General features: G+C 67.4%; 11 protein-coding genes. 9 read left to right on the top strand and 2 right to left on the bottom strand.

Going from position 1 to position 13,878, the window contains the following annotated elements; translation table 11 throughout:
- Positions 1–85 precede the first annotated feature (85 nt).
- Positions 86–2,818: a pyruvate dehydrogenase (acetyl-transferring), homodimeric type gene (gene aceE, locus AN216_RS13775; protein WP_070196972.1), complete on the bottom strand. Its 2,733-nt coding sequence runs from the start codon at positions 2,816–2,818 to the stop codon at positions 86–88.
- Positions 2,819–3,144: 326 nt separating this feature from the next.
- Here aceE and AN216_RS13770 point away from each other — a divergent pair, with 326 nt between their 5' ends.
- The 6 genes from AN216_RS13770 (at position 3,145) to AN216_RS13745 (ending at position 7,684) form a co-directional block, all read left to right on the top strand.
- Positions 3,145–3,585 carry a DUF3052 domain-containing protein gene (locus AN216_RS13770; protein WP_070196971.1) on the top strand — a complete coding sequence of 147 codons (441 nt, stop codon included), beginning with the start codon at positions 3,145–3,147 and terminating at the stop codon, positions 3,583–3,585.
- Positions 3,586–3,709: 124 nt separating this feature from the next.
- Positions 3,710–4,171: a peroxiredoxin gene (locus AN216_RS13765; RefSeq protein WP_070196970.1), complete on the top strand. Its 462-nt coding sequence runs from the start codon at positions 3,710–3,712 to the stop codon at positions 4,169–4,171.
- A 113-nt stretch (positions 4,172–4,284) separates the two neighbouring features.
- A complete protein-coding gene (locus AN216_RS13760) occupies positions 4,285–4,860 on the top strand; it encodes a TerD family protein (RefSeq protein ID WP_070196969.1) in 576 nt (191 codons plus the stop codon).
- Between the two features lie 129 nt (positions 4,861–4,989).
- A complete protein-coding gene (locus AN216_RS13755) occupies positions 4,990–5,565 on the top strand; it encodes a TerD family protein (RefSeq protein WP_070196968.1) in 576 nt (191 codons plus the stop codon).
- 70 nt (positions 5,566–5,635) lie between these two features.
- A complete protein-coding gene (locus AN216_RS13750) occupies positions 5,636–6,823 on the top strand; it encodes a DUF475 domain-containing protein (protein ID WP_070196967.1) in 1,188 nt (395 codons plus the stop codon).
- A gap of 120 nt (positions 6,824–6,943) precedes the next feature.
- Positions 6,944–7,684 carry a Tellurium resistance gene (locus AN216_RS13745; protein ID WP_070197279.1) on the top strand — a complete coding sequence of 247 codons (741 nt, stop codon included), beginning with the start codon at positions 6,944–6,946 and terminating at the stop codon, positions 7,682–7,684.
- A 103-nt stretch (positions 7,685–7,787) separates the two neighbouring features.
- On the opposite strand, the gene AN216_RS13740 is transcribed toward AN216_RS13745, so the two are convergent.
- A complete protein-coding gene (locus tag AN216_RS13740) occupies positions 7,788–8,768 on the bottom strand; it encodes a TerD family protein (protein ID WP_070196966.1) in 981 nt (326 codons plus the stop codon).
- 181 nt (positions 8,769–8,949) lie between these two features.
- Between AN216_RS13740 and AN216_RS13735 the strand changes: the two genes are divergently transcribed.
- From AN216_RS13735 to AN216_RS13725, 3 genes are read left to right on the top strand one after another with little or no spacing between them, the layout of a single operon-like run.
- Positions 8,950–10,230, top strand: a complete 1,281-nt coding sequence (locus tag AN216_RS13735) for an HpcH/HpaI aldolase/citrate lyase family protein (protein WP_070196965.1) — start codon at positions 8,950–8,952, stop codon at positions 10,228–10,230.
- Positions 10,231–10,245: 15 nt separating this feature from the next.
- The gene (locus AN216_RS13730; protein WP_070196964.1) at positions 10,246–13,038 is read left to right on the top strand and encodes a phosphoribosyltransferase; all 2,793 of its coding nucleotides are present in this window, start codon (positions 10,246–10,248) and stop codon (positions 13,036–13,038) included.
- On the top strand, positions 13,035–13,835 hold the full coding sequence (locus AN216_RS13725) for an HAD family hydrolase (protein ID WP_070196963.1): 801 nt from the start codon (positions 13,035–13,037) through the stop codon (positions 13,833–13,835). The genes AN216_RS13730 and AN216_RS13725 overlap by 4 nt, the downstream gene beginning before the upstream one ends.
- Positions 13,836–13,878 lie beyond the last annotated feature (43 nt).

Genomic DNA, 13,878 nt, shown 5'->3' with positions numbered 1-13,878 from the left:
CTCCAGGACCCAGCTTCGAGCCCAGCACGCTCCGCTCCCGAGGAGGGCCGGGCCCGACTGCCGAGTCCGATCTCTTGGACAGGGCCTACGCATCCCCTCCCGCAGCGCCCGGATCGGCTGCCGACACCTCAAGGAGTTGGTAGCGATCGATGGCCTGCTTCAAGGCCGAGCGATCGACCTTTCCCTCGCGAGCCAGCTCCGTCAGTACCCCGAGCACGATCGACTGCGCGTCGATGTGGAAGAACCGTCGCGCGGCGCCCCTCGTGTCCGCGAACCCGAACCCGTCCGCGCCAAGGGACTGGTAGGTGCCAGGCACCCAGCGGGCGATCTGGTCCGGTACACCGCGCATCCAGTCCGAAACGGCCACTTTGGGCCCTTCGGCACCTCGCAGCTTTTCCGCGACGTACGGGATCCGCTGCTCCTCGTCCGGGTGCAGGAGATTGTGTTCCTCCACCATCACCGCTTCACGGCGGAGTTCGTTCCAGGAGGTCGCCGACCACACATCCGCCTTGACGTTCCACTCGTCAGCCAGAATCCCCTGGGCCTCCAGAGCCCAGGGCAGCGCGACACCGGAAGCCAGGATCTGCGCGCTGTGGATGCCCTGTGTGCCGGCTCGGTAGTGGTAGAGGCCCCGGACGATGCCTTCCACATCCACTCCCTCCGGCTCGGCGGGCTGTTGGATCGGCTCGTTGTAGACAGTGAGGTAGTAGAAGACGTCCTCGCTGTTCTCGCCGTACATGCGCCGGAGGCCGTCCTGCACGATGTGCGCGATCTCGAAGCCGAATGCAGGGTCGTAGGCGCGTACCGCGGGGTTCGTGGATGCCAGCAACTGCGAGTGACCGTCCGCGTGTTGGAGGCCCTCTCCGGTCAGCGTCGTACGTCCCGCGGTCGCCCCGAGTACGAACCCCCTCGCCAACTGGTCCGCCATCTGCCAGAACTGGTCGCCGGTGCGCTGGAAACCGAACATCGAGTAGAAGACGTAGATCGGGATCAGCGGTTCGCCATGGGTGGCATAGGCGGAACCAGCGGCGATGAGCGAGGCGGTACAGCCAGCCTCCGAGATGCCGTCGTGCAGCATCTGCCCCTGCGGGCTCTCCTTGTAGGCCAGCAGCAGTTCGCGATCCACGGACTCGTACGTCTGCCCCAAGGGGTTGTAAATCTTCGCCGAAGGGAAGAAGGAGTCCATCCCGAACGTGCGGTATTCGTCAGGAGCGATCAGGACGAAGCGCTTGCCGATCTCCTTGTCGCGCATGAGGTCCTTGAGCAGTCGCACGAAAGCCATCGTGGTGGCGATCTGTTGCTGCCCGGAGCCCTTCTTGACCGCCGCGTAGGTCTTGCCCTCGGGAAGCGTCAGGGGTTTCGCGCGGATCAGCCGGGTGGGCACGTATCCACCGCACTCCTTGCGGCGGTCGTGCATGTACTGGATCTCCTCCGAGTCGCGGCCCGGATGGAAGTAGGGGGGCAGTCCGGACTCGAGTTCTTTGTCCGGGATGGGCAGGTGCAACCGGTCGCGGAAGTGCTTGAGGTCCTCAACGGTCAGTTTCTTCATCTGATGGGTGGCGTTGCGTCCCTCGAAATTGGGGCCGAGTGTCCACCCCTTGACCGTTTGCGCCAGGATCACCGTTGGCTGACCCTTGTGCTCCTTGGCAGCCTTATAAGCCGCATACACCTTCCGGTGGTCGTGGCCGCCACGGCCCAGATACAGCACCTGGTCGTCGGTCATGCCCTCCACCAGGGACCGGAGCCGCTGGTCGCCTCCGAAGAAGTGGTCACGGATGTACGCACCAGACTCGGTCGCATAGGTCTGAAACTGGCCGTCCGGGGTGGTGTTGAGCTTGTTCACCAGCACGCCGTCTCGGTCACGCGCCAGCAGTGGGTCCCAAGAGCGGTCCCACACCAGTTTGATGACGTTCCATCCGGCTCCACGGAAGGCCGACTCCAACTCCTGGATGATCTTGCCGTTGCCGCGTACCGGACCATCGAGCCGCTGGAGGTTGCAGTTGACCACGAAGGTCAGGTTGTCCAACCCCTCACGCGCGGCGATGGAGAGCTGGCCCAGGGACTCCGGCTCGTCCATCTCCCCGTCGCCGAGGTACGCCCAGACATGCGAATCCGAGGTGTCGGCGATGCCGCGGGCCTGCATGTACCGATTCATACGGGCCTGGTAGATCGCTCCGATCGGGCCCAGGCCCATGGAGACGGTGGGGAACTCCCAGAAGTCCGGCATCGACCGGGGATGCGGATAGCTGGACAAACCGTTGGGGTAGCTCGACTTCTCCTGTCGGAAGCCGTCCAACTGCGCTTCGGACAGCCTGTCCAGCAGGAACGCACGGGCATAGATGCCGGGCGAGGCATGCCCCTGGAAGAAGATCTGGTCGCCGCCCTTGCCATCGTCCTTACCGCGGAAGAAGTGGTTGAACCCGACGTCGTACAGCGAGGCGGAGGACGCGAAGGTGGCGATGTGACCACCGACACCGATACCCGGCCGCTGGGCCCTGGACACCATGACCGCCGCGTTCCAACGTGTGGCGTTCAGGATCCTTCGCTCGATCTCCTCGTTACCGGGGAAGAAGGGTTCGTCCCGCGTGGCGATCGTGTTGATGTAGTCCGTGCTGCGCATTTCCGGCACGGCCACGCGCTGCTCTCGAGCTCGCTCTATGAGACGGAGCATGAGATACCGGGCTCGTGCCCGGCCGCGCTCTTCGACGGCGGAGTCGAGTGAGTCGAGCCATTCCTGGGTCTCCTCAGGATCGAAATCCGGGACCTGACTGGGAAGGCCGCCAATGATGATCGGGCTGCGATCGGATCCGGAAACCACGCTTTTCCTTCGCTGTTCGGTCGTGAATGCCTGGTGCCGCGTCGCCTCCATCGTGGACCGCCATCGGGGAAACGTCATCTCTACCAGCGGGTAACCATGTCGGTCACACGAGGAGCCGGACCGAGCACCAGCGAGGGATCGCACTCCCGATGCGGGAAGCTGTGGTGCCATCCCGGTCGGATCGTGCATTGTGGGATGACACGTCAATGTTTGGGCGGGATGAGAGGGCCAGGTACTTGCGCGATCCGGCCCGCCCGTGTGGACTACGGCTCATGCCTCGCTACGAGGCACAGGTACTGAAACCGGAAAATGACAGGAGGCAATCCGTGAGCGCGACCGCGGACCACGCGGAGGAGCGGACCAACCCCGCCGCAAGGCTGGGTTTCCAGCCCGGACAGGTGGTCCAGGAGCTCGGCTACGACGACGACGCCGAGCAGGCACTCCGCGAGGGAATCGAGGCCGTCACGGGCACAGAGCTCGTCGACGAGGACCACGATGATGTGGCCGATGCCGTGGTGCTGTGGTTCCGCGAGGACGACGGCGATCTGACGGATGCGCTGGTGGACGCCACCACCATGATTGACGAGGGCGCTCCTGTCTGGCTTCTCACGCCAAAGACGGGCCGACCGGGGTATGTCGAGGCGAGCGACATCGGTGAAGCGGCTCAGACCGCTGGTCTGGCCCAGACGAGCAACGCCAACGCGGGCAAGGACTGGACCGGCTCTCGTCTGGTTACCCCCAAGGCCGCCAAGTCCGGCAAGCGGTAAACCGCTCGGTCTCGCGTTCACGCCGGTGAGCACGTCATCTCCGTGGGCGGCTGCCGACGGAAGCCGGTAGCGGTGTGCGTAGGCTTGGCTGTGTCACCCACCGCTACCGAGGGGATCCGTATCCATGAAAGCTGTCGAGGTCGGTGCAAAGGCTCCGGACGTCTCGCTGAAGAACCAGCATGGCGAGACCGTCTCGCTGTCCGACTTCAAGGGCGAGAAGACCGTCGTCCTGCTCTTCTACCCGTTCGCCTTCACCGGCGTGTGCACCGGGGAGCTCTGCGCCCTCCGGGACGAGCTGCCGCACTTCGTCAACGACCAGGTTCAGTTGCTCGCGGTGTCCAACGACTCACCCTTCGCGTTGCGGGTGTTCGCCGAGCAGGAGGGCCTGGAGTACCCGCTGCTGTCGGACTTCTGGCCACACGGTGAGGTCTCCCGTGCATACGGTGTCTTCGACGAGGAGAAGGGCTGTGCCGTACGAGGCACGTTCATCATCGACAAGGAGGGCGTCGTGCGGTGGACGGTCGTGAACGACCTGCCGGACGCCCGGGACCTCAACGACTACATCAAGGCCGTCGAAACTCTCTGAGTGGTTTCCCTGGGAGCCACGGGAACCGCTCACTAGTATCGACGCGTTGATTCATCAGCATCCGTAGAACCGGGGGCACGCAGTGCTCCTCGCGAACGATTTCAGGAGGACTCGTGGGAGTCAGTCTCAGCAAGGGCGGCAACGTCTCGCTGACCAAGGAAGCGCCGGGCCTGACGGCCGTGATGGTCGGGCTGGGCTGGGATGCGCGCAGCACCACCGGTGCGGACTTCGACCTCGACGCCAGTGCCCTGCTGGTGAACGCCGAGGGCAAGGTCACGAACGACCAGAACTTCGTCTTCTTCAACAACCTCAAGAGCCCTGACGGCTCCGTGGAGCACACCGGGGACAACCTGACCGGTGAGGGCGAAGGCGACGACGAGTTGGTCAAGGTGAACCTCGCCGGCGTCCCGGCCGATGTGGACAAGATCGTCTTCCCGGTCTCGGTGTACGAGGCGGAGGCTCGTCAGCAGAGCTTCGGCCAGGTGCGGAATGCCTACATTCGAGTGGTCAACCAGGCCGACAGCAACGAGCTGGCCCGGTACGACCTGACCGAGGACGCGTCCACGGAGACGGCCATGGTCTTCGGTGAGCTCTACCGGCACGGGACGGAGTGGAAGTTCCGCGCGGTCGGCCAGGGTTACGCCTCGGGCCTGCGGGGTATCGCGCAGGACTTCGGCGTCAACGTCTGACCCTTTTCGTCGGCGTTCACACCCGATCCCGGCAAGAGCACGGCGTCGCACGCTTCCCGATCAGGGCAGTGTGCGGCGCCGAGTTCTTGGGGACACTGGGGCGCATCGCATCGGGGAGAGGATGGGAAGATGGGCATCACGCTCGCCAAGGGGGGAAACGTCTCCCTCTCGAAGGCCGCACCCAATCTGACGCAGGTCCAGATCGGTCTCGGTTGGAAGGCACGGGCCACCACCGGTGTTGACTTCGACCTGGACGCGAGCGTGCTGATGTGCGCGGGAGGACGTGTCCTGGGAGACGACTACTTCGTCTTCTACAACAATCTGAAGAGCCCAGAAGGCTCCGTCGAGCACACTGGGGATGAGGTGGTGGGCGGTAGCGGCGGGGACGATGAGACCGTTCTGGTCGACCTCTCCAGGGTGCCCACACAGCTGGAGAAGATCGTCTTCGTGGTGTCCATCCATGACGCGGAGTCTCGGCGCCAGACGTTCGGTCACGTCACTGACGCGTACATTCGTGTGATCAACGAACAGGACGGGCAGGAGCTGGCCCGATACGACCTCTCGGAGGACGCGTCCACGGAGACCGCGATGCTCTTCGGTGAGCTCTACCGACGCAGTGGGGAGTGGAAATTCCGTGCAGTTGGTCAGGGGTACGCGTCGGGCCTGCGAGGCATCGCTCTAGACTTCGGGGTCGACGTTGTGTAAAGCGATGCCTCTCCTCGAGCGAGGCACCGTGAGACAGGTCTCCGAGCGAGACACACAGATTGGGTAACCAGTGATCCTCAAAACCTTCGGCTGGTCCTTCGGCGTCACCGCCGCAGGGTTGGCTGCCGCCGCGTACTTCTGGGGGTGGGAGGGCTTCGCCGTGGTGGCGATCCTCTCCATCCTCGAGATCTCGTTGTCTTTCGACAACGCTGTCGTGAACGCGGGTGTGCTGAAGAAGATGAACGCCTTCTGGCAGAAGATCTTCCTCACCATCGGCATCATGATCGCGGTATTCGGCATGCGGCTGGTGTTCCCGGTCGTGATCGTGTCCATCAGCGCGGCCATCGGCCCGATCGAAGCAGTTCAGGTCGCTCTCGACGAACCGGAACGTTACGAGCAGCTGGTTACTGACGCCCACCCGTCCATCGCTGCCTTCGGCGGCATGTTCCTGCTCATGATCTTCCTGAACTTCATCTTCGAGGATCGGGAGCACAAGTGGATCGGCTGGCTTGAGCGGCCGCTGGCGAAGCTCGGCAAAGTGGACATGCTCTCCGTCTGTATCGCGCTGATCGTGCTGCTGGTCACGGCGATGACCTTCGCCACGGAGGCGCACCAGCATGGTGGCGCTCACGCGGACAAGTCCGGCACGGTGATGCTCTCCGGAATCGCGGGCCTGATCACGTATCTCATCGTCGCGGGGCTCTCCGGGCATTTCGAGAACAAGCTGGAAGAGGAAGAGGAGCGCGAGCACGAGGAGGAGGAAGCGGCGAAGAGGGCCGGCAAGGACCCCAGCCTGGTCGGGGTCGGTGGCAAGGCGGCCTTCTTCATGTTCCTGTACCTCGAGGTGCTGGACGCGTCCTTCTCGTTCGACGGTGTGATCGGTGCCTTCGCCATCACGAACCACATCTTCTGGATGGCGCTCGGCCTGGGGATAGGCGCCATGTACGTGCGTTCTCTCACGGTCTACCTCGTGCGCCAGGGCACACTCGACGAGTACGTCTACCTCGAGCACGGCGCGCACTACGCCATCGGCGCGCTCGCCACACTCCTGCTGGTTACCATCAAGATCCAGATTCACGAGGTGATCACCGGTCTGATCGGAGTCGCGCTGATCGGCGCTTCCTTCTGGTCGTCCGTACAGCGCAACCGTCGGGTGGCCGCCGAGGGCGGAGACAGCGACGGCGGGGGAGGCGACGACGACGGCGGTGATGACGGCGGAAACTCCCCCGCGAAGCCAGCGGTCGAATCAGGCGTATGATCACCCGCCGGTCGGGTGTCAGCCCGGTCTGAACGCGGAACGCTCTAGCGGGGCGGCACCGAGTCCGACTCGGTGCCGCCCCGCGGCAGTTGACGGCATACGGAGTGGGTGGGGGTACGTGTGGTTTCCCTTTGGGAAAACTGGCGGCAGGGCTTAGGCAGGCGGGCGAGGTTCGCCCCCGTCGGCGGTTCCTCGGTACATTCGGTCGAACTGACCAAACGCAACTCCGTCGTATCTCTGACCAGGCAGGGAGCCGACAGCGGCAGCCTCCAGGTGAACCTCTCCTGGCGCATGCGGAGCTCCGACAACAACCCACGTCGGCTGAACCGCGGCTCACTTCGGCATCCCCTACGCGCGCTCAAGCCGACCGTGGTGCAGGCACACACGCGGGGAGTGGTGAGTGTCGATCTCGACCTGGCCTGCTTGTACGAGTTGACGGACGGCAGCAAGGGAGTGGTACAGCCGCTCGGCAACTTCTACGGCGATTTCAACGCCCCGCCGTACGTCAAGCTCACCGGCGACGACCGCTTCGGCTCACCGTCCGGTGAGACGATCTACGTGAACCTGGACTACAAGGAGCACATCAAGCGGCTGCTCTTCTTCGTCTACATCTACGACAACACCCCTGCCTTCGACCGCGCCAACGGGCTGCTCACCCTGATTCCGGGCAACGGCACCAGGGTTGAGGTCGCTGTCGACGAACACGCCCCGCAAGCCCGGTCCTGCGCCGTACTGCTGATGGAACACAGCAAGGACGACCTGCTGGTGCGTCGCGAAGTGCGGTACGTCTACGGCTTCCAGTCCGAACTGGATCGGTTGTACGGCTGGGGGCTCCGGTGGGGCCGTGGCCACAAGAAGTAGTCGCTGCGGCGGCCCCGAGGGCAGGCAGCCGCCGGCAGCGACCGCGACTGCTCCGAGCGTGTAAGACGCTCGTGCCGCCTGCCCTCCGGGGCAGGCGGCGGGATCACCTCTCGAGGAACTGCGGCCCCTGTGGGGGCAGCTCCGTCGCGCTGACCGGCGCCGTCGGCGGTACGGGTGGTGCGGCCGGCGGCTGCGGGTAGCCGTACACCGACTGTGGGTACCCGTACGCCGGTTGGGCCGCCGGAGGCTGCTGTGGCTGCGGCGGATAGCCGTACCCTGGCTGGGTCACCTGCTCCGGGGGGACGGTGAAGCCGGCAACCGCGCCCGCCGGCTGCGGCTGAGGTTCGGGCTCGGGGGGCGGGTCAGGCGTGGGTCCGGGTCCGGGTGGCGCTGGCTCCGGGCTCGGCCGAGGCTCGGGCCGCGGCTCTGGTACGGGGGAGGGGTCCGGGATATCCGGCTCGGACGGCGGTTCCGGTACGCTGCCGAGCGGCTGGCCGGTACGCTCCGTCTCGCTGCCGCCCTCGTCCACCGAGATGCCGAACTGGGTCGCCAGGCCGATCAGTCCGGTGTCGTACCCTTGTCCCAACGCGCGAAACTTCCACTCGTCACCCCGCCGATACAGCTCGCCGCAGATCATCGCGGTCTCCAGTCCGGTCTCGGGTTCGATGGGGAAGATCGCGAGAGCGCCGTCCGCGGATGTCCGGTCGCCGCCGTCCGCACTGGTCGTGTCGTGCAGCGTGAGCTGCAGTGCCCGCACCTGGGCGAATGTGCCGCCGTCCGCTGAGGCTGCCAGCATCACGCTCTGGACGGTGTCGTCCAGCCCGGCGAGGTCAGCCTCGACAGTGTCGGTCAGGCCGTTGGTCTCGCGCGCCTTGGGCAGGTGGCGCACCAGCCGGGAGGGGTGGCGCGGCTGGTTGTAGAAGATGAAGTCGTCGTCCGAGCGTACGCGGCCGTCCTCGCCCAGGACGAGCGCGGAGGCGTCGATGTCTGGTACGCCGTCTCCGGGGGGAGTCCAGCGCAGGACGGCTCGCACCGCGCTGCTGCCCAGCCGAATGTTCGAGCCCTTCACCATCGTGTGGGTCATACGTTCAATCCTGCCTCCCGGTGGCCGTCGTGGACAACGTCGACCAATGGTCGCTACTCGCTGGTAACGCGTTCTTCGCCTCTCCGGAGATTGCCGAGCCCGTCTCGAACGTACGATGTGTGGCCAGATCTCGCCCTTGCGGCGCGAGAAACCTCAGCCCCACACCCAGAGACGGATTCCTATGCGGCATTTCAGGCATCTCGCGCCTGAGGTCCGGCAAGCGCTCTTCCATCGGGAGCCTGCCGATTTCGGGCCGGACTCCCCCGCGCGTACGCTAGGCAGCGCCCTCGGTGGGACGCTGTACTGCCCGGCCAACCGCCCGAGGTTGGCCGCGGACGTGCGGAAACAGGCGGACCGGGGGGTCGTGTCGATGGTGCTCTGCCTCGAGGACTCCATCCAGGACGGTGAGGTGCCGGCCGCCGAGGCGAACCTCGTCGAGCAGTTCGCCGAGCTGTGCTCGGTGTGGCGGCCATCCGCCGTAACGGAGCCCGCCGCAGCAGATTCCCCGGTAACGCGGAAGATGACGCAGCCCGTGCCAGGGCAGGCTGGGGCAACGGAGCGCTCGGCGGCCGAGCGCGGAGCTGACGACACCGGTGCCCCCCTGCTCTTCATTCGCGTCCGCCGTCCGGACCAGATCCCGGATCTGGTCCGGCGACTGGGAGCGGATGCGCGACTGCTGTCCGGGTTCGTGCTGCCGAAGTTCACCCCCGATTCGGGTCGGTGCTTCCTGGAGGCGTTGAGCGTCGCCGAAGAGGCGAGCGGGCGACGGTTTCTGGCCATGCCCGTGCTGGAGTCACCGGAGCTGCTGCATCTGGAGAGTCGCGTGCGGATCTTGACCGGGCTCGCCCGCCTGCTGGAACAGCACCGCGAGCGGGTGCCCGCTCTACGCCTCGGGGTCACCGATTTCTGTTCCGCGTACGGCCTGCGGCGTACTCCCGAGATGACCGCCTACGACGTGCAGTTGGTCGCCTCCGTCATCTCGGACGTGGTCAACGTCCTGGGGCGCGCGGACGGTACGGGATTCGTCGTGACCGGGCCGGTGTGGGAGTACTTCCGTACGCCGGAGCGCATGTTCAAGCCGCAACTGCGCAGCAGTCCCTTCCTGAGCGGTCGCGCGGAGGAGCTGCGTGCCAACCTCATCGAGCACGACATGGACGGCCTGCTTCGCGAGATCGAGCTCGACCGGGCCAACGGGCTGCTGGGCAAGACCTGCATACACCCCTCACACGTCGCCCCCGTCCACGCGCTCTCGGTCGTGACCCACGAGGAGTACACCGACGCCACGGACGTGTTGCGACCCGAGAGGGCCGGCGGAGTGCTGCGTTCCGCCTACACCAACAAGATGAACGAGGTGAAGCCCCACCGCGCCTGGGCGGAGCGTACGCTGCTGCGCGGCGAGGTGTTCGGGGTGGCACAGGAGGGCGTCGGCTTCGTCGAACTGCTCGCGGCTGGCAGCAAGTGAGGAACGGGGGCGAGGGTGAGCGTGCTGGACACTGTCGGGTGGGACGAGACGACCTGGTCGGGCGAATGGGTCACCGACCGGCTCGGTGTCGAACTGACCAGTGACGTACGACCATTGGTGGGCCTCGCGCTGCGCCACAATCCGAGGCGTGCCCACCTCCTGGTCTCTCGGGTGCTCGGGAAGCACATCCCGCAGCTGCCCAGCGTCGTGCTCTCCGCGGGCACGGATCTTGGCCGCCGGGTGTACGAGCTGCTCGGCGAGTCCGCGCGGCAGGCCGTGGTGTTGGGCTACGCCGAGACGGCGACCGCGCTCGGGCACAGTGTCGCCGACGGGATCAGCGCGGGTCTGAGCTCGGCCGCGGCGGACGACCGTACGGACGCCGGGTGGCAGGCGGCGCGGCCGACGGAGGCGGTGGGCGTGCCCTACCTGCACTCCACCCGCCGTCCGGTGCCCTCGGTGGCCTCAGCCGGAGGCTTCGAGGAGGAGCACTCGCACGCCACCTCCCATCTGCTCCTGCCCGAGGATCCTGAGCTGCTGGCCGGTACGGGACCGCTGGTGCTGGTCGATGACGAGCTCTCCACCGGCCGGACCGTACGGAACACCATCACCGCGCTGCACGCCCGCCATCCCCGGGACCGGTACGTGCTCGTTACCCTGCTCGACATGCGCTCCGAGCGGGATGTCGCGGCGGTGGCGAAGTGCGCCGCCGACCTCGGTACCCGGGTGGACGTCGTCGCGCTGGCCGCCGGCGGCATCCAGCTCCCCGCGGACGCGCTGACCCGGGGGCAGGCGCTGGTCGCGGAGCACTCCGCACGGCAGGAGTCTTCGGCCGCGACCGTGCCGCGCGTACGAGGTGGCGGCTTGCCGGACGTACGGGCGACGGCACCGGCCGTGAAGGAGGCGACGCCGGCCGCGAGGGAGGCTTCCCGGGAGAGGGCCGTAGCGCCAGCACCGCCGATCCGGGTCGCACTGGACTGGCCGGCCGGCCTGCCGGATGGTGGCCGGCACGGTTTCACCCCCAACCACCGCGCCCGTCTGGAAGCGGTGCTGCCGGACATGGCGGTCCGCCTCGCGACGGCACTGAGCGCCGCGGGCGTCGTTGCGGCGGACCCCAGAGGCGATTCGGCCAGCGTGGCACCCGGTGCGGAGGCCGGTGGGCACGCGCGGGACACCGGCGGGCGCGTGCGGGACACCAGCCACCGGCCAGAGCCACCGCACACGCCCCGGGTGCTTGTACTGGGTTGTGAGGAGCTGATGTACGTGCCGCTGCGGCTGGCGCACGCGCTGGAGCGGCGGTTCGGTCAGCGAGCCGAGGTGCGCTTCTCCACCACCACTCGCTCGCCGGTGCTCGCCGTGGACGATCCCGCGTACGCCATCCGCACCCGGCTCTCCTTCCCCGCACACGAGGGGCCACGGGGCCCGGAGGCGGGCGAGCCGCAGGCACCACTCGGCACGCACGAAGGGCACCCCGGCGAGCGGGACGCGCATTCCGAGGAGCGGTACGCGTACAACATAGCCCCGGGCACCAACCCCGACCGCCGCTTCGACGCCGTCGTCGCCGTCGTGGACTCGGTCGCCGACACCCCGGCCCTGCACGCCTCCGACGGTCTCCTCGCGCAACTCACTCCGCACACCGACGCGGTGCTCCTCGCCGTACTGCCCAGCTACGTCCCGCCGCCACGCCCGCTGCGCGGACCGGAGTTCTCCTCGTACCGGCCGGAGGATGTCGGCTGGCTGTTGCAGGACCTGTCCGAGGTGGAGTTGGAGGCGCCAACCGAGGAGCGCGAGGAGGCTGTCCAGCGTGGGGGCGCGCACTACGCCGAGTCGCTGCCTGTGGAGTACCAGCCCACTCCGGAGTACCAACAGCTGTTCCACGCCGCGCTCGAGTCCTCCGCAGCCCGCATCGCCCACGCGGTGGGCACCGTGACCGAGACGGTGCTGGCCGAACGTGGCCCGCGTCCCGTACTCGCCTCGCTGGCGCGCGCCGGGACACCGGTCGGCGTCCTGATGCGCCGCTGGGCCCAGCACGCGCACGGGCTGGAAATCCCCCACTACACCCTGTCCATCGTGCGTGGTCGGGGGATCGACGGTACCGCCCTGCGCTATCTCGCCGGTCACCACGATCCCGCCGATGTCGTCTTCGTCGACGGCTGGACCGGCAAGGGGGCCATCACCCGGGAACTGGCCGAGGCGATACGCGCCCACCCGGGCTTCGCCCCCGAAGTAGCGGTGCTGGCCGACCCGGGTGGCTGCGTCCGGACGTACGGCACCAGGGAGGACTTCCTGATCCCGTCCGCCTGCCTCAACTCGACGGTCTCCGGGCTGGTTTCGCGTACAGTGCTGCGGGCCGACCTGGTGGGGCCGGACGACTTCCACGGCGCCAAGTACTACCGCGAGCTGGCGGAGGCGGATCTGAGCCGGCACTTCCTGGACACGGTCGCGGCCCGGTTCGATGAGGTGCGCCCGGCGGTGCTGCGTGACGTCCCCGCGCTGCTGTCCGCGGATCGCAGCCCCACCTGGGTGGGTTGGCGTGCGGTGGAGCGGATCAGCGAGGAGTACGGGATCAACGACGTCAACCTCGTCAAGCCCGGTGTGGGGGAGACGACCCGGGTGTTGCTGCGCAGGGTGCCCTGGCGGATTCTGGCCAGGCGCGGCGCGGGCAGCGACCTCGACCACGTGCGGTTGCTCGCCGAGCAGCGCGGCGTCCCGGTGGAGGAGATCGACGAGTTGCCCTACAGCTGTGTGGGCCTGATACATCCCCGCTACACCAGGGGAGCCACCGGTGCCGACGGAAAGGCCGTCCAGTGACCGTGCTGATCGCCAGCGACCTCGACCGCACGTTGATCTACTCCGCCGCCGCTCTCGACCTGCGGATGCCGGACCGGGAGGCGCCTCGACTGCTGTGCGTGGAGACGTACGGCGGCAAGCCACTGTCGTACCTGACCGAGACCGCCGCGACGCTGCTGGTCCGGCTCGCCGAACGCGCGGTCTTCGTGCCCGCCACGACCCGCACCCGCGAGCAGTACCACCGCGTGCGCCTGCCGGGCCCGCCCGTCCGGTACGCCGTGTGCGCCAACGGCGGACACCTGTTGGTGGACGGGGAGTCCGACCCGTCCTGGCACCGAGGGGTGCGGCGGGCGCTGGCCGACTGCGCGCCACTGGACGAGGTGCGAGAGCGGCTGCGGCGTACCGCAGATCCCGGTTGGCTGCTCAAGGAACGGATCGCGGAGGACCTGTTCGCCTATCTGGTGGTCGACCGGGAACAGTTGCCGGACACCTACGTCAAGGAGCTGGCCGACTGGGCCGAACCGCGTGGCTGGACCGTGTCACTGCAGGGCAGGAAGATCTACGCGGTGCCCGGTCCGCTCACCAAGAGCGCCGCGGTCGCGGAGGTCGCGCGGCGTACCGGCGTGACACACACCTACGCGGCCGGTGACTCCCAGCTGGACGCGGACCTGCTCCAGGCGGCCGAGCACGGTTGGCGCCCCGGACACGGGGAACTGGCCGACGGTGGTTGGGACGTGGAGCACGTCGTCCCGCTCCCGGAGCGGGGGGTGGCGGCGGGCGAGCGAATACTCGAGGAGGCACTGCGCGCCGTGCGGTAGGCCCCGGACGGCCGCGGGCCGCAAGCCCACCGGCCGCGGGCCG

It is taken from the genome of Streptomyces oceani, from assembly GCF_001751245.1.
Lineage (GTDB): Bacteria > Actinomycetota > Actinomycetes > Streptomycetales > Streptomycetaceae > Streptomyces > Streptomyces oceani.
The sequence above is the reverse complement of the archived record's forward strand: the minus strand, read 5'-3'. Positions and strand labels throughout refer to the sequence as shown.